The sequence below is a fragment of the Burkholderia sp. MR1-5-21 genome (assembly GCF_053427715.1).
In genome coordinates this window covers 25,153-41,664 of sequence record NZ_JBSAXD010000020.1, presented here as the reverse complement: position 1 = coordinate 41,664, position 16,512 = coordinate 25,153, and the positions used below count along the sequence as shown (strand labels likewise).

At 66.8% G+C, this 16,512-nt stretch carries 15 protein-coding genes; 6 read left to right on the top strand and 9 right to left on the bottom strand.

Annotated features, from left to right (window positions below; genetic code table 11):
* Positions 1 to 55: 55 nt before the first annotated feature.
* The gene (locus ACV229_RS25085) at positions 56 to 688 is read right to left on the bottom strand and encodes a CGNR zinc finger domain-containing protein (protein WP_448085799.1); all 633 of its coding nucleotides are present in this window, start codon (positions 686 to 688) and stop codon (positions 56 to 58) included.
* Between the two features lie 184 nt (positions 689 to 872).
* Between ACV229_RS25085 and ACV229_RS25080 the strand changes: the two genes are divergently transcribed.
* Both ACV229_RS25080 and ACV229_RS25075 read left to right on the top strand, forming a co-directional pair.
* A complete protein-coding gene (locus tag ACV229_RS25080; RefSeq protein ID WP_448085798.1) occupies positions 873 to 1,727 on the top strand; it encodes an alpha/beta fold hydrolase in 855 nt (284 codons plus the stop codon).
* Positions 1,728 to 1,795: 68 nt separating this feature from the next.
* Entirely contained in the window at positions 1,796 to 2,767 is a 972-nt protein-coding gene (locus tag ACV229_RS25075; protein ID WP_448085797.1) for a zinc-binding alcohol dehydrogenase family protein, read from the top strand.
* 48 nt (positions 2,768 to 2,815) lie between these two features.
* Here the strand turns inward: ACV229_RS25075 and ACV229_RS25070 are convergent, their stop codons facing one another.
* From ACV229_RS25070 to ACV229_RS25045, 6 genes are all read right to left on the bottom strand, one after another.
* A complete protein-coding gene (locus ACV229_RS25070) occupies positions 2,816 to 3,949 on the bottom strand; it encodes a hypothetical protein (RefSeq protein WP_448085796.1) in 1,134 nt (377 codons plus the stop codon).
* Positions 3,950 to 4,027: 78 nt separating this feature from the next.
* Complete coding sequence (locus ACV229_RS25065) at positions 4,028 to 4,531, bottom strand: activator protein (protein WP_448085795.1); 504 nt, start codon at positions 4,529 to 4,531, stop codon at positions 4,028 to 4,030.
* A 115-nt stretch (positions 4,532 to 4,646) separates the two neighbouring features.
* A complete protein-coding gene (locus tag ACV229_RS25060) occupies positions 4,647 to 5,471 on the bottom strand; it encodes an OmpW/AlkL family protein (RefSeq protein ID WP_448085794.1) in 825 nt (274 codons plus the stop codon).
* A 75-nt stretch (positions 5,472 to 5,546) separates the two neighbouring features.
* The gene (locus tag ACV229_RS25055; protein ID WP_448085793.1) at positions 5,547 to 6,800 is read right to left on the bottom strand and encodes a DUF2957 domain-containing protein; all 1,254 of its coding nucleotides are present in this window, start codon (positions 6,798 to 6,800) and stop codon (positions 5,547 to 5,549) included.
* A gap of 81 nt (positions 6,801 to 6,881) precedes the next feature.
* The gene (locus tag ACV229_RS25050) at positions 6,882 to 8,495 is read right to left on the bottom strand and encodes a DUF2957 domain-containing protein (protein WP_448085792.1); all 1,614 of its coding nucleotides are present in this window, start codon (positions 8,493 to 8,495) and stop codon (positions 6,882 to 6,884) included.
* Between the two features lie 699 nt (positions 8,496 to 9,194).
* Positions 9,195 to 9,491 carry a cupin domain-containing protein gene (locus ACV229_RS25045; protein WP_448085791.1) on the bottom strand — a complete coding sequence of 99 codons (297 nt, stop codon included), beginning with the start codon at positions 9,489 to 9,491 and terminating at the stop codon, positions 9,195 to 9,197.
* Between the two features lie 299 nt (positions 9,492 to 9,790).
* Between ACV229_RS25045 and ACV229_RS25040 the strand changes: the two genes are divergently transcribed.
* The 3 genes from ACV229_RS25040 (at position 9,791) to ACV229_RS25030 (ending at position 13,062) form a co-directional block, all read left to right on the top strand.
* Entirely contained in the window at positions 9,791 to 10,744 is a 954-nt protein-coding gene (locus tag ACV229_RS25040) for an ABC transporter ATP-binding protein (RefSeq protein ID WP_448085790.1), read from the top strand.
* Complete coding sequence (locus tag ACV229_RS25035; RefSeq protein WP_448074964.1) at positions 10,741 to 11,502, top strand: ABC transporter permease; 762 nt, start codon at positions 10,741 to 10,743, stop codon at positions 11,500 to 11,502. The genes ACV229_RS25040 and ACV229_RS25035 overlap by 4 nt, the downstream gene beginning before the upstream one ends.
* 141 nt (positions 11,503 to 11,643) lie before the next feature.
* Positions 11,644 to 13,062, top strand: coding sequence for an MFS transporter (locus tag ACV229_RS25030; protein ID WP_448085789.1), 1,419 nt, complete (start codon positions 11,644 to 11,646; stop codon positions 13,060 to 13,062).
* Positions 13,063 to 13,193: 131 nt separating this feature from the next.
* Here ACV229_RS25030 and ACV229_RS25025 read toward each other — a convergent pair whose 3' ends face one another.
* A complete protein-coding gene (locus ACV229_RS25025) occupies positions 13,194 to 14,729 on the bottom strand; it encodes a methyl-accepting chemotaxis protein (RefSeq protein ID WP_448085788.1) in 1,536 nt (511 codons plus the stop codon).
* 371 nt (positions 14,730 to 15,100) lie between these two features.
* Here ACV229_RS25025 and ACV229_RS25020 point away from each other — a divergent pair, with 371 nt between their 5' ends.
* Entirely contained in the window at positions 15,101 to 15,535 is a 435-nt protein-coding gene (locus ACV229_RS25020; protein ID WP_448085787.1) for a YciI family protein, read from the top strand.
* A gap of 95 nt (positions 15,536 to 15,630) precedes the next feature.
* Here the strand turns inward: ACV229_RS25020 and ACV229_RS25015 are convergent, their stop codons facing one another.
* The gene (locus ACV229_RS25015) at positions 15,631 to 16,332 is read right to left on the bottom strand and encodes a hypothetical protein (protein WP_448085786.1); all 702 of its coding nucleotides are present in this window, start codon (positions 16,330 to 16,332) and stop codon (positions 15,631 to 15,633) included.
* Positions 16,333 to 16,512: the final 180 nt, after the last annotated feature.

The following is a 16,512-nucleotide window of genomic DNA, read 5'->3' as shown; positions in this document are numbered from 1 at the left end:
CTTCCGCTCGCGGCATGCCAGTTTGGCATAACACGCCGCCCGTACAGAAGCCGAGTCAGTCGTTCCCCCGTTCCTTGACGCGCTTGCGGTGCGCAGCGACCTTTGCCCGATTGCCGCAGATCGCCATGCTGCACCACCGGCGCGCGTGGCCCCGCGTGTGATCGGCGAACAGCAGCGTACAACGCGGCCCTTCGCAGGCCTTGACGTGCGTGAAGTCCTCGTCGCACACCAGCTTCGCCAACGCTTCGGCAATCGGCATCAGTAGCGATTCCGGCGCGTTCCACCGTCGATTCGCGCGCCATTGGAACAGCGCCGCACCGTCATCCGCAGCGCCGACGATTTCCCCGTATCGCTCGTCCCGCTCGAGCAACCGGTTCAACGGTTCGAGTTCGCGCAGGTCGGCCGCAGCCAGCGGCCGTCCCTTCCTGTCCTGCACGAATTGCCTGAACCACTCGCGCAACACGCGCGCGTCGGCCGCCACGGCATCGAAGTCGGCCGACGAAAACCGCGCCTGCAACGCCGCGAGCGCCACGGGCGCGACCATTCCCGCCTGCTCCAGCCAGGACAGCAACCCGGCGCCATCGCCGATCCAGTCGACCGGCTCATCGACCGGCGTCGCGATCGAGTTCAGGAAATCAAGGCCCGGCGCATCGGCCACGAATATCGCGGGTAACGGTCGGTAGTCCATTTCTGATGACGAATGGGTGATGGAGATAGCCAATCGTAACCATCAAAACACTTCTTGACAAGTTACAAAGCCGATATGTAACCTTCTTATTGCATTTTGACAGGTTACTTTATTTGGAATCCGCGAGGCTGCGCACGCAGTCGACTTACCTGCACGGCCCCCTTGTTCCGCATGGAGAGCAATCATGACCGCCGTTACCCACCATCACGCCGACGTCGACGGTTTCAACGTGTTCTATCGCAAAGCCGGCGACGAGCACGCGCCGAAGCTGTTGCTGCTGCACGGTTTCCCGAGTTCGAGCCACATGTTCCGCGATCTGATTCCGAAGCTGGCCGACCGCTTCCATATCGTCGCGCCCGATCTGCCGGGGTTCGGTCAGTCCGACATGCCGGCGCGTGAACGCTTTGCCTACACGTTCGACAACATCGCGAACGTCATCGACCGCTTCACGGAGATCGTCGGCTTCGACCGCTTCGCCGTCTACGTGTTCGACTACGGCGCACCGACCGGTTTCCGGCTGGCGCTGAAGCATCCGGAGCGGATCGCCGCGATCATCTCGCAGAACGGGAACGCCTACGACGAAGGGCTGAGCGACGGCTGGAACCCGATCCGCAGCTACTGGCAGGACGCGTCGTCCGCCAATCGCGACGCGCTGCGTGCGTTGCTGGCGCCCGAGACCACCGTCTGGCAATACACGCATGGTGTGTCCGACACGGCATCCGTGTCCCCGGACGGTTACTCGCTCGACAATTTCTACCTCGGCCGCCCCGGCGCGGACGAAGTCCAGCTCGACCTGTTCCGCGACTATCGAAGCAACGTCGCGCTGTATCCCGCGTTCCAGGATTACTTCCGCGTGCATCAACCGCCGTTTCTCGCCGTGTGGGGAAAGAACGATCCGTTCTTCCTGCCGGCCGGCGCGGAAGCGTTCAAACGCGACATGCCGGCTGCCGTGGTGCGCTTCTTCGACACCGGGCATTTCGCGCTCGAAACGCACGCGGCGGAGATCGCCGACGCGATCCGGGATTTCCTTTCCCGCTGAGCGACACTCGCTGGAAACCGTGTCCCGCGCCGATGCGGGAGACCTCATCTGATGACGGAGAAACCATCATGCGTGCCATCGTCCTGGAGAAATTCGGCGGCCTCGACAGCCTCGTCTACAAGGACATCCCCGAGCCTGAACCGAAGCCCGGCCATGTCGTGATCGAGATCAAGGCGTTCGGGCTCAACCACGCCGAGTTGCACATGCGTCGGGGCGAATGGGCCGAAGCCGCGCCGGTCAGCGGAATCGAATGCGTGGGCGTCGTGAAGTCGTGTCCGGGCGGCGAGTTTCCGGTCGGCGCGAAGGTCGCCGCGCTGATGGGTGGCCTGGGCCGCACCATCAACGGCAGCTATGCCGAATTCACACGCGCGCCGGTCACCAACGTTGCGTCGATTGAATCGGACCTGCCATGGGCCGATCTTGCAGCGATTCCCGAAACGTATGCGACCGCGTGGACCTGCCTGTTCCGCAATCTCGAGATCCGTCAAGGTCAGTCGCTCGTCATCCGGGGAGCGACCTCGTCACTTGGGCAGGCCGCATTGAAGCTGGCCGTCAATGCAGGCGCACGTGTGATCGCGACGACCCGCAATCGCGAGCGGTTCGCGATGCTAAAGAAGCTGGGCGCCGAGCGCTGCGAAATCGAGCGACGCGACCTGTCGAAACATGTCGCCGACGCGAAGCGGATCGACGCGGTGCTGGATCTCGTCGGCAATTCGGTTGTGCTCGATTCGCTTGCGATGCTTCGCCGCGGCGGCCGTGCATGCCTCGCCGGATGGCTTGGCGGCCTGGACCCGATCCCGGATTTCAATCCGCTGCTGCAGATGGCAAGCGGTGTCCATCTGACGTTCTTCGGCAGTTTCGTGTTCGGGACACCGGGCTTTCCGCTGTCGGATGTGCCGTTGCAGGCGATCGCGGCAGATGCCGCCGCCGGACGGCTCGACGTCAGACCCGTTCGCGTGTTCGGCTTCGACGACATCCATGACGCGCATCGGATCATGGAGGCCAACGAAGCGGGCGGAAAGATGGTTGTCGTCCGGTAACGCAAAACGGATGACGCGCGCGTCCGAGCCGTCGCGCCCGGCCGCGCGTCATTCCGTCTTTCTCCCTACCCGACCGAACCGTGCAGGCATCACGGTCCGAGGCAGCGTGCGCTTCGCGCGCACGATCGGGTTGCGGCGCGACGTGAAGCTCATCGCGTCGCGCAGCCGCTCGAACGCGGCGTCTTCCTCGCGCCCGAAGTTGCCGCACGCCGGCCGCGCGAGCGTCGCTTCGAGCCACGTCCACCAGATGCCGCCGCTGAAGCGGCGCCCGAAGTCGCGCACGACATCCGGCGCGGCGATCACGATCCCCGCCAGCAGGTAATAGGCCCAGAAACTCCCTGCACCGACGACTTGGTCGAGCCGGCACACGGACAGCGCGGCGAGCAGGCCCTCCGTGGTCGCGAGGTCGGGCCGGTCGCGGCGAATCGCCAGCGCGATGCCGTTGTGCGTGCCGCCGTACGCGGAGAGCGGCACGACGTCATGCCGGATCGCGAGCGCGGCGCTGAATTCCACGAGCGCCGTCAATTCGTCGATGCGGCGCGCGTCATCCTGCGGTTGCACGATGCGCGTAACGACGGCATCGATCAGGTCACCCGGCGACGATGTCCCGGCATCCGCCGACGCCAGGCCGCCCGGCTCGCACGCGGCGCCGCCGGCACCCGAAGCGATCCGCTCGAGCGCCGCGCCGCCCGCACCCGAGGCGAGCCGCTCGAGCACAACGCCGCCAGCACCCGCAGCGATCCGCTCGAGCGCGGCCCAGCCGATGCCCGGATCGCTGAACGTGCCCGCGTCGATCACGCCATACGCGGACTCGAACACGGTCCGCGATCCCGGGAAATAGCGTTCGGCCTGCGCCAGCTCGCGCGCATTCGGCACGCGCACGCATGCATCGGCTGAATCGATTGCGTCGGCTGCATCGGGCAGCCCGCGTTCGCCGCCGCCGAGCGCCGCGAGCCACGGCGCGAGCACGCACGCGTCGAGGTCTGCGCTCTGCCGCGGGCCGCCGGCTAGCCGCGCGAGCACCGCGCGCGCCACCGCGGCGATCCGCACGTCGGGATCGGCCGCCGCCGCAACGGCGGCGCCTTCCATCCGGTCCATCAGGTATTGCAGCCACGCGGCCGTGCGCACCCGGTCGGGCGTCGCACCGCGCGTGTCACCATACTGCGCTTCGTGAGTGAGCATGGGTCATCCGTAAAGATCGCCACGAGCCGGAAGGCGGCTGCAAGCACGGTTCGCTCCGCCGCCCCCGGCGCACGACGGTTACTGCACGCGGAATTTCGGCGAAGTCGCCACCGTGCCGCTCACCTTGCAGTCAGGCGTCAGCACGGCGTTGTTGAAGGTCAGCGACGAATTCGGATCGCTCCACGTCGTCACGACCTTGCTCGGGCCGCAGGTGCCGAGCAGCGACACCGTCACCTTCGCGTTGTTGATCGTGAGTTGTGTCGCGCTGTCCGCCTGGCCCGTCCACGGCGCCGAGCTGCTCGCACTGCCGGCGATCAGCCCGCAGGTGCCGCCGCCCGTGAACTGCGTCGACGTGATGTTCAGGATGCCGGTCGACGAGATCGTGCCGTTGAAGGTGGCGGTGCAGTTCGCGCTGATGGTGCCCTTGCTGAGAACCGTGATGCCCGATGCGGAGAACGGCTCGCCGTTCGGATTCATCGGCTGGCCGTCGGCGCGCGACACGGTGACGGCGAACGCGGGTGCGGCGCAAGCCGCGGAGATGGCGAGTGCGGCAACAAGCGATGCGATTTGACGATGGCTCATCTGAACTGCCCTCACTGGACGAATGGCGGCAAGCCGCCGGAAACGCGACGTCGCGGACGGAATGGCCCGCCCGGCCGGTCGCAGGAAACCGCGGCGCCAATGCGGCGCCGACGGTTCAGAACCTGTAGGAAATCCCGACGAACGTGATCAGCGGATCGGCCTTCAGCCGCGTGCGCGTCGTCGCGAGCGTCGAGCCGTCCGCGGCCTTGATCACGAGCGACGAATACGTCTTGAGCGGCATGTACGACAGCGTCGCCGTCAGCCCCCAGTGCTTGTTGAACGCGTAGCTCGCGCCGACGTTGTAGATCGGCGTGAACGACGACGACGCCTTGCCCTCGACCGACGTCGGCCCCGGCTTGCCCGCGCCGGCCGCGAGCACGCTGCCGAGGTTGTCGTTGATGTCCTTCGCGAAATTGCCGTTCAGCTCGATGTTGGTGAACCAGTTGTACGACACGCCGATCCCGACGAACGGGCGGAATCTCGCCGTCGGCGAATTGAAGTAGTACTGCAGAATGATTGCGGGACTCCACTGCCGCGCATTCTTCACGGCAGGCTGGTTCGCCGGCTTGTCCATGTCGACGTTGCCGAGCGACCCGGCCGGGCCGGGCGGCAGGATCATCCCGTGCCCCGTCAGCGCGAACTCGGGCGGAACCCCGAGCACCGACGCGACCGCGATGTGGTCGGTAAAGAAATGCGTGAGCGTGAGGCCGACCGTATCGGCGTTGTTGACCGTCAGGCCCGAGCCCGGCGACGTGAACGAGCCGGGCAGCCGCAGCGGCCCGTTGATCGGCATGCTCGCGAGGTTCGTCGTCATGCCGTTGGTCGAATCCTGCGGCATCACGTGCAGCCAGCCGAGCGTCGCGACGTTGTCGCCCGCCTGCTGGGCCGATGCGAGCGTCGAAACCCCCGCGACGACGCCCGCGGCAATCAGCTTCTTCATCAAGTCTCCCCCTCATTCTGTCCGGGCGGCGCGCACCCGCACGCGGCGCCGCGGTGTCTTCCGGCGCGGCGCGCGTTACTGAACGAACGCGCCGACCGTGAAGTACGGATTGGCCGTGTCGCTCATGTCGAGGAAGCCGAACACGCCGCCCGTGAACACGAACTTGCCGGTCGCCGGGCCCGACGCCGCATCCGCGTGCACCGTCGTGACGACGCCCGGCACCTTCTGCGTGTCGTCGAGGTTCAGCGCGCGCGTGAGCGCGGCCTGCGACGCGTTGAACGGATCGAGCAGCGTCGCCTGCGCACCGACGAGCGCCGTCGCGCGGTAACCGAGCGCGCTGTCCACGCCCGTGTACTCGCCGTTCTGCGAGCCCTGCGCGATCGCCGTGCGCGGGCTCAGGATCGAAATGCCCGATTCGTCGTCCGCGCTCGGCGAGCCTTGCGTGAGGTCCGCGTTTGCCGCGCCCGTGCGGATGAAGACCGGCACGAGCTGGTTGCGCAGCCTGCCGACGATCAGGATCCCCTTGCCGGCCCTCGCCGGATCGAGCGCCGGCAGCGTCGCGGGGATCTGCGGCTGGTAGTTGAGCGACTGGAACGCGGGCGCATCCGGACGCAGCGTGAACGGCTGGTTCACCGTCGCGCTCGACGCGAGCGGCGCGCCGCCGTTCTTCTTGCCGAAGTTGTCGGTCTCCACGTAGCTGCCGTCCGCATGGATCGCGACCTGCGTGTCGAGCGCCACCGGCGCGAAGTTCTGCGACGGCACCTGGTGGTAGCCGAGCTGGTTGTACGTTCCGGCGATCTTCGTCAGGTCGGTCTCCAGCGACGAGAAGCTGATGAACGGGTAATACGGGAACGTCGTCTTCGGAATCCTGCCGACGCCGATCACGCCGTCGAACTGGATCGTCGCGCCCGGAATCGCGCCGCCCAGCACGCCTTCGCCGAGGAACACGCGCGCCGGACGGGCCGGATCGAAGCTCGCGTTCTGCAGCCGGAACGTGCACTGGTTCAGCTTCACCGTCGGCAGGCCCGTTTCGTCGGTCAGCATGCCGTCGACCACATTGGCCGGCGCCGCATCGCGCGTCGGCTGCACGGTGCCCGTGGCGATCGGCACCGGCGACGCGAGGTAGGTGATCCGGTACGTCATCTTCATCGTGTCGAGCTGCGCCTTCACGAGCTCGCCCGAGCCCGATCCGCCGACGAACACCGTGTTGTAGTCGATGGTCTGCGGACACAGCCGGACCACCGGCGCGGGTGGCGGGTCGCCGTCGCCACCGCAGGCGGCCAGCACCGGCGCGAGCGTCGACGCAACCATCCAATGCTTCAAATTCATAGGAATCCTCTTGAATATCGATTCGCCGGCGGCGATGCGTGCGCCGCCGGTGTCAAGCGTTCAATGCGGTTCAGTGCGCGGTTACTGGACGAACGCGCCGACCGTGAAGAACGGGTTGACCTGGTTGTTGTTGACGACCATCGCGTAGACGTTGCCGGCAGTCGCAATCCAGCCCGTGTCGCCCTTGCTGAAGATCGCGACGTTGCCGGTGCTGCTCTTCGCGTTGAAGTCGCCGTTGGCCGTCACCTTGATCTTGCCGGGCGACGCTTGCGTGTAGTCGAGCGAGAAGTTCGCGGTCACTGACGACGTCTGCGGGTCGATGAACGCCGCCGTGCCGCCCTGGAACAGCGTCGACGTGTAGTTCGCGGCGAGCGTCGACACCGCGGTGCCGTCGTTGCAGCTGCCCGCTTCCGGCAGGAAGAACGTGCCGTTGAACGTGCCGGGCAAGTCCGGATGCGGCGTAGTGGAGCTGAAGCTCGGGCCGTCGGTCGCGATGACCCCCGTCGGTCCGCTGGGCGCCACGATGCCGCACGCCGACGCGCTCGTTGCGCCGATGTAGCCGCCTTTCAGCGAATTCGCCGCGATGGCGGCCGTCGACGACAGCATCGAGATGCCGACCTCGGCATCGGCGACGGACGCGAGCAGGTTGCCCGCATCGACGTGCGTGTAGCCGACGCGAATCACGATCGGCACCAGCACGCCGTTCAGCTTGCCGACGATCATGATGCCCTTCGCCTGACTCGGCGCTGCGATCACGAGGGCCGACCCCTGCCCCGCGAGCGGATACGTGACCGTGCCGAGCGGGTTCGCCACCGCGTTGCTGATGAACACGTTGTCGGCCGACCCGTCCGCGTTCTTGCGCAGGCTCCAGGGCGAGCCGGTGGTCTGGCACGAGTAGTCGCTGCCCGGCGTGATCGTGCACGAACCGTCCGCGTTGAACGTCTGGTTCCAGTTGACCACGTCCGGCTCCCAGCCGACCGGCCCGGAGGCACTCTGCGCGTTGCCGCCGACAGGCGACAGGTGGATGCCGAGCTCGTTGTAGTTGCCCGCGACCTTCGTGAAGTCGGTTTCGGTGTCGGTGAAGCCGATGAACGGATAGAAATCGAACGTGCGCGACGGCACCACGCCGAGCACGAAGCCCGGAATCGGTTCGATGCCCGCGAACGCGATCGTCGCCCCCGGAATTCCACCGCCGACGACGCCGTTGCCGACGAACAGCATCGGCGGATCCGCGCGGTTGATCGTCACCGCATACGCGCCGTCGCTCGTCGCGCCGCTGTCGAGCACGAACGCGCAGCGGTTCTGCTCGGCGGTCGGCAGGTTGGTCGGATGGTGGAAGGAACCGCTGATCGTCAGGCCCGCGCGCGTGTCGTTGACCTGCCCCGCCGACGTCGGCACCGACGATTCGACGAACTGCATCTGGTAGGTCAGCTTCGTCGTGTCGAACCGCACCTTCACATACTCGCCGCTGCCGGCGCCGCCCGTATAGGTCGTCGTGTAGTCGAGCGCATCCGGACACAGGCGCGTGACCACCGGCGGCTGCGTGATCGGGCCGCTCGGCCCGCAGGTGCTGACCGAACACTGCGGCACGTTGATCGGGCCCGGGTCGTCCCCGCCGCCGCATCCGGCAATGAACGGCATGGCCAGCACCGCGCACGACAGGACCGCCGCGCGCCAATCAGGAATGCAAATCATCAACCCCTCCTTTTCTCGAACATCAGGTCTCGTTCGGCCGGGCTGCATGGGCCGCCGGTTGGTATCGCTCGGCAGGCTAAGAACCCGCGACATACGGCGGCGGCGCGCAACGCGGCGTCGGCGCCGTACGCCACGACGGACGATGCGGTGGTGCACGGCGGCGGCGAATGCGCGCGCCCTTCCGACGCGCCGTCATCCGGCACGGCGCGTTCAGGGAAATCGGAACGGAATGAAATCCGCGCCCAAGCGACTAAGCGACTAAGCGACTAAGCGGCTAAGCGGCTAAGCGGCTAAGCGGCTAAGCGCCCAAGCGACTAAGCGGCTAAGCGGTTGAGCGGTTGAGCCACCAAGCGGCTAAGCAGTTGAGCAGTCGTGCGGATGAACGGCTAAACGGCAGGACGGGCGTGCGACCGGCGTCGCGCCCGCATGCGATGGATGATTCGGAAACGGCAGTGCGGCTGGCCCCTCGGAGGGTCGTTTCATCTTGGTCTCCGGACGTACGCGTGAGTCGCTATCGTGATGCGTCGTTTCGCAAGACTATGATCTGACGAATAGCCCAAGTAAATGGATGCAGAGTTCCAAACGACCGCGCCGGCGGGATCCCAGCGATGACAAGCCGTTTGACAATTTTTCAAACAGCCTACAGTCGAATATGTCTGACGAATAGCAGCGCCCGGCGAATGCGCGCGGGGCAACGTTTCAAACGTCGATGATCGCCAGCGTGCCTTGGCTGCCGGGCCGGACCGCGTGACGCGTGCCGGCGAGCGCGAGGTACATCTGCCCGGCTTCCACGACGACGGCTTCCCCTTCCACGTCCAGGATCAACTTGCCGTCGAGCACCAGCAGCCCTTCGTTGTAGTCGTGCGTTTCTTCCGCATAGGGCTGCGCGTCCATGCGCAGCACCTTGATCCGGGTCGAGCCGACTTCGCCGACGATTCGGGAACGCCAGGCAGCGGGCAGATCTGCTGCGGTCGACTTGAAATCGATCAGAGGCATGGGTGTTGCTCCTTGAAAGAGCAAGCATTATTGCTAGCGGCGCGTGTGCCGTACCGGTACGGTGCGACGCCGTTCCGGCAGCACAGTCGCTCGGGATCGCCGGCGTCGGCCATTCCGCTGAAAACGGCGCGGATTGTTCGTTTAAGCAGAACAAAACGACGCGTATCGCGCAAATCCGCCCGTATTCGCACCGAATCGCGCGCGTTTGCCGCGCCGCCTTTCCGGCAAAATGCATTTCGATGTGACGGTTGCTAATATGGCGGTCCTGCGATTCCGCGGCTTTTGCGCCACCCGCGAGCATGCAACCGATCCTCTCCGTCACCAATCTGTCCAAGACTTACGCGTCCGGCTTCCAGGCGCTGAAACACGTCAACCTCGATATCCGCCCCGGCGAACTGTTCGCGCTGCTCGGCCCGAACGGCGCCGGCAAGACGACGCTGATCGGCTCGATCTGCGGGATCGTCACGCCGACCGAAGGCCGCGTGACGGTCGGCGGCCACGACATCCGCGACGACTACCGCGCGGCCCGCCGGATGATCGGCCTCGTGCCGCAGGAGCTGACGACCGACGCGTTCGAGACCGTGTGGGCGACCGTGTCGTTCAGCCGCGGCCTGTTCGGCAAGGCGCCGAATCCCGCGCACATCGAGAAGACGCTGAAGGCGCTGTCGCTGTGGGACAAGCGCGACAACAAGCTGATGACGCTGTCGGGCGGCATGAAGCGCCGCGTGATGATCGCGAAGGCGCTGTCGCACGAGCCGCGCATCCTGTTCCTCGACGAGCCGACCGCGGGCGTCGACGTCGAGCTGCGCCGCGACATGTGGCAACTCGTCGACAAGCTGCGAGAAAGCGGCGTGACGATCGTGTTGACCACGCACTACATCGAGGAAGCCGAGGAAATGGCCGACCGGATCGGCATCATCCTCGGCGGCGAACTCGTGCTCGTCGAGGAAAAGCGCGAACTGATGCGCAAGCTCGGCAAGAAGCAGCTCACCGTGCAGCTCGAACGGTCGCTCGCGGCGGTGCCGCCCGCGCTCGCGCCGTTCGGGCTCGAACTCGCGGACGCCGGCTGCGCGCTCGTCTATACCTACGACTCGCAGCGCGACGACGCGAGCATCGGCAGGCTGATCAACGCGCTCGGCGCGGCCGACATCGGCTTTCGCGACCTGCACACGACGCAGAGCTCGCTCGAGGACATCTTCGTCAGTCTGATCGACAACCAGCGCAACGGCGCACGAGAGGCCAACGCACAATGAATTTCCAGGCGATCCGCGCGATCTACCGCGCAGAAATGGCCCGCACGCGGCGCACGCTGATGCAGAGCATCATCGCGCCGGTGATCTCGACGTCGCTGTATTTCGTCGTGTTCGGCTCCGCGATCGGCTCGCGGATCAGCGACGTGAACGGGATCGGCTACGGGTCGTTCATCGTGCCGGGCCTCGTGATGCTGTCGCTGCTGTCGCAGAGCATCTCGAACGCGTCGTTCGGCATCTACTTCCCGCGCTTCACCGGGACGATCTACGAGATCCTGTCGGCGCCCGTGTCGTACTGGGAGATCGTCGTCGCGTATGTCGGCGCGGCCGCGTCGAAATCGATGCTGCTCGGGCTCATCATCCTCGCGACCGCGGGGCTGTTCGTGCCGCTGCACATCCTGCATCCGTTCTGGATGGTGCTGTTCCTCGTGCTGACGTCGATCACGTTCAGCCTGTTCGGCTTCGTGATCGGCATCTGGGCCGACAGCTTCGAGAAGCTGCAGCTCGTGCCGCTGCTGATCATCACGCCGCTCACGTTCCTCGGCGGCAGCTTCTATTCGGTCGACATGCTGCCGCCCGCGTGGCGCATCGTCACGCTGTTCAACCCGATCGTCTACCTGATCAGCGGCTTCCGCTGGTCGTTCTACGGGCTCGCGGACGTGCACGTCGGCATCAGCCTCGGCGCGACCGCGCTGTTCCTCGCGATCCTGCTCGCGATCGTCGCGTGGATCTTCCGCACCGGATACCGGCTGAAGAACTGACGCAACGGCGCTCCGGCGCGCGCGATGACGCATTTGTTCAAGCGCGCGGCGTTTTTCCTCTGATGTGACTGATTGTGGTCGCGTCTACTAAGGGCCTTGAAGCATCTCGCTTCGAGGCCCCTGTTCATTTCAGAGGACGCCATGCCCGCCTCCATCGCGCGCGCCAGCGCCGCCGCCCGGCTCGAACGCCTGCCGTTTTCCGGGTATCACAAGCTGATCTTCTTCATCATCGCGATCGCGTTCTTCTTCGATTCGGTCGACCTCGGCACGATGACGTTCGTGCTCGGCTCGATCAAGAAGGAGTTCGGGCTGTCGACCGCGACGACCGGCCTCGTCGCGAGCGCGAGCTTCTTCGGGATGGTGATCGGCGCCGCGGTCGCGGGGCTGCTCGCGGACCGCTTCGGCCGCCGGCCCGTGTTCCAGTGGAGCATGGTGCTGTGGGGCGCCGCGTCGTACCTGTGCTCGACCGCGCAGAGCGTCGACGCGCTGATCGTCTATCGCGTGCTGCTCGGGATCGGCATGGGCATGGAGTTTCCGGTCGCGCAGACGCTGTTGTCCGAGTTCGTGCCGACCGCGAACCGCGGCCGCCTGATCGCGCTGATGGACGGCTTCTGGCCGCTCGGCTTCATCACCGCGGGCGTCGTGTCGTACTTCGTGCTGCCGCAATTCGGCTGGCGCACCGTGTTCGCGCTGCTCGCGATTCCGGCCGTGTTCGTGCTGATCGTGCGCCGCGTCGTCCCCGAATCGCCGCGCTGGCTCGAGCACGCGGGCCGGCTCGGCGAGGCCGACACGGTGATGCGCGACATCGAGACGAAAGTGATGCGCTCGGCCGGCGTCGCGACGCTGCCGCCGCCCGCGCGTCTGATGGAAGCGCCGGCACCGCGCGGCCGCAGCGCGCTGCGCGAGATCTGGAGCGGCGCGTACCGCCGCCGCACGACGATGGTGTGGCTGCTGTGGTTCTTCGCGCTGCTCGGCTTCTACGGGCTCACGTCATGGCTCGGCGCGCTGCTGCAGCAGGCCGGCTTCGAAGTGACGAAATCGGTGTTCTACACGGTGCTGATCTCGCTCGGCGGCGTGCCCGGCTTCCTGTGCGCCGCGTGGCTCGTCGAGCGCTGGGGGCGCAAGCCGACCTGCATCGCGTCGCTGCTCGGCGGCGGTGCGATGGCGTATGCGTACGGACAGAGCGCGCTGTACGGCGGCAGCACGACGCTGCTGATCTGCACGGGCCTCGCGATGCAGTTCTTCCTGTTCGGGATGTGGGCCGCGCTGTATACGTACACGCCGGAGCTGTACGGCACCGGCGCGCGCGCGACGGGGTCCGGCTTCGCGTCGGCGATCGGGCGCGTCGGGTCGCTGATCGGGCCGTACGTGGTCGGCGTCGTGCTGCCGGTATTCGGGCAGGGCGGCGTGTTCACGCTCGGCGCGCTGTCGTTCGTGGCGGCGGCGGTCGCGGTGTGGACGCTCGGGATCGAGACGAAGGGGATCGCGCTGGAAGCGCTGGCGTCGGCGGACGATGCGCGCGACGGCGGGCGGTACGCGGCGGCAGACAAAGTGTCCTGACGCTGCGGCAATCATGCGTGCCGGCCGGGTGTTCGCCCTGGCCGGCGCGTGTGCCTTCGGGCCTCGGAAACGGATGAACGGCCGGGGGGCACCGGTCCAGCCCCCGCTTCGCGACACGTCCGCCGTGCACGTCACCCGACGCTGAACACCGACACCGCCGTGCGCAGACGCGCGGTCTGCTCGTCGAGCGACGACGCGGCAGCAGCGGCCTGCTCGACGAGCGCCGCGTTCTGCTGCGTGACCTCGTCCATCTGCGTAACCGCCTTGCTGACCTGCTCGATGCCGGTGCTCTGCTCGTCGGATGCCGCCGAGATCTCGCCCATGATGTCGGCGACGTGGCGAATCGACTGGACGATCGCCGTCATCCGGTCGCCCGCGGCGCCGACGAGCTGGCTGCCGTGACCGACCTTCTCGACCGACGCCTGGATCAGCGCCTTGATGTCCTTCGCGGCGGCGGCGCTGCGCTGCGCGAGCGACCGCACTTCCGACGCGACGACCGCGAACCCTCGCCCGCCTTCGCCGGCACGCGCCGCTTCGACCGCCGCGTTCAACGCGAGAATGTTGGTCTGGAACGCGATGCTTTCGATCACCGACGTGATGTCGGCTATCTGCTCCGACTGCTGCGCGATCTGCTGCATCGTCGCCACCACTTCCTGCACCGCCGCGCCGCCGCGTTCGGTCGCGTCCGTCGCGGTCGTGACGAGCCCGTTGGCCTGCCGCGCATTGTCCGCGTTCTGCTTTACCGTCGCCGTGATCTGCTCCATGCTCGCGGCGGTCTGCTGCAGCGACGCGGCCTGCTCCTCGGTACGTTGCGACAGGTCGAGATTGCCCTGCGCGATTTCGCCCGCGCCGATCGCGATCGAATGTGTCGCGGACTGGATTTCGGCGATCATCCCGACGAGCGCCGCCTTCATCTCCGCGAGCGATGCCAGCAGGCTGCCCGGCGCGGCCTTCGCGGCATCGAGCGGCACATCCAGGTTGCCGGTCGCGATCGCGCGTGCGATCTGCGTCGCCTGCGCGGGTTCGCCGCCGAGCGTGCGCCTGATGCTGCGCAGGATCGCCCACGCGATCGCGGCGAGGCTTGCCGCGATGCCGAGCGCAATCGCGCCCAGCATCACCGCGAGCTTCGAGAACGCGGCGTCGATGTCGTCATAGAAGAAGCCGGTGCCGATCCACCAGTCCCAGTCCGGGATCGCCACGACGCCTTGCAGTTTCGGCTCGGGTTCGGCCTCCGGGCTGCGCTTCACGAGAACGTCGACGAGCGCGAAATGCGATTGCGCCATCCCGGCGCGGTACGCCTCGCTGTCGGTCAGGCCGCCGGTCGTGCGGTTGCCCTTGGCCCGGGTGCCGATGAACTTCGCGTTCGGGTGCACGAGATTGACGCCGTCGGCCGTCGTGACCCAGTAATAGCTCCGGGGGGTCGCGTTGAGCCGGGAGAGCGCCTCCTTCGCCTGCTGCTGCGCCTGCTCGCGCGTCAGCGCGCCGCTCGCCTGCAACTCGCGATATGCGTTGACCAGGTGCTCGGCCTTCGTCAGCAGAATGACGATTTCATCGCGCCGGCTGTCGACCAGCGCACCGCGCAACGTGTGCAGCGCCGTCGCGGCCAGCAGCACGACGCCCAGCAGCGCCGCCGCGACGAGCATCAGCAGTTTGGTGGAAAGCCTCATGCGTACGCCTCTATTTGTTAACTATCCGGTACGGATAACGACGTTCGCGGGCCGGACTTGAGGGGCACTTCCTCCATGTAAACCCGCTGCGTGAAATGCGGCGGAGCCTGGTGCCGCAAGTGCGTTGCGCGACGCGAAACGGCGCGCCCCGCTGTCCCGAGTCCCGGCCACATCGAGCGGGTACACGGGCCGCCCGCGCGTGGCGCAACGCCCGTTGCATTTGCCCGCGCCAAGGCACAAGATCGAAGCCGCCGAAATTTTTCCGACACGATGTCGATTTCCGCCGTCGCGGTACGTCGTAGTGTCGAAGGCGCCGCATGCCGACGTGGCCGGCGGGTGCTCGACCTGACCCAATTCAAGGAGAAACGAAGATGCGCGTGATGGTGATCGTCAAGGCGACGAAGGAATCCGAATCCGGCCAGATGCCGGACACCGAACTGCTGGCCGCGATGGGCAAGTACAACGAGGAACTCGTGAAGGCGGGGGTGATGCTCGCGGGCGAAGGGTTGCACCCGAGTTCGCGCGGCAAGCGCGTACGCTTTTCGGGGCCGGGCCGGACCGTGATCGACGGCCCGTTCGCCGAGACCAAGGAGCTGATCGCCGGCTTCTGGATGTGGCAGGTGAAATCGATGGATGAAGCCGTCGAATGGGTGAAGCGCTGCCCGAATCCGATGAAGAGCGATTCCGAGATCGAGATCCGGCAGGTGTTCAGCCCGGAAGACTTCGGCGCGGAATTCACGCCGGAGCTGCAGGAACAGGAAGCGCGACTGCGCGCCGACATCGAGGCCGCGCAGAAAAAGCAGTGACCGCTGAACACTAACCGCGGCGGTGCGATGCGGCGGCGCGGCAATGTCGCCGTGTCGCGCGAAACCCGCCCGCCGCGCACGCGCTCATTCGCCACTCACCCGCCGTTCGCCTTCGCGGCGACCCTCGCCTGCAGCCCCCGCGCCGACGGCGGCTGCGGCGACTGCTGCACGAGCGCGAAACTCACGTTGACCGTCCCGCCTTGACTGGAGATCCGCGCGATATCCCCGCGGCTCGTCGCGAAGCAGCCGAGGAAGGTCGGCGACGTCTCGTCCATGCCGAGCCGGCACGACCAGCCGATGGTCGCCTCGCTTCTGCCCGTATCGCTGAATCCGACGAGCGCGCCCCATCCGCCAGGCCCGTCGGCGACGCCGGGAACGAACTCCGCATGGCGCACCAGCACGGGCTGCCATCCGCATCGGCCCGACTCGTAGCGATCGAGCATCACGCGGAGGTCGAACCGGTCCTGACCGGCCGGCAGGCGGATATTGTCCGCGATGACCTGCGTGGTCTCCGGCGAGCCCATCATGCGGCCGAGCAAGGTCTGCGACCGGCACGCCGGATTGGTGGACGCATAGTCGATGCCGAGCCACAGCTCGACCTTCGGATCCTTGCGGCCGTGAATGACGAGCGCGCGCTGCGGATCGTCCGTTTCCATCGGACGATCCGACAGCGCGTTCTGCGGCGCCTCGACATGGGCTTCGAAGCGCATGATGCTGTCCCCGGCCAGCACCGGGCCCGAGGCGGCAGCCAGCCACCCGATCGCAGCAACGAGAACGACGTGAGCGTGCGCAGACATGGCTTCTCCCTGGCTGTGCGTTCCCCCGACCGGCGTCGCTCGTAGTCCCCGAATCGCCCGATCCGCCCCGTGCGCCCGATGGTCGTCCCGCACGCACGCGGCCGATCCGGCCTGTACCGCCGTTAATGCATTGTGAGCGGCGGCGGCCGGCTCCGTAAACTTGGGACGAACCCCTGAAGC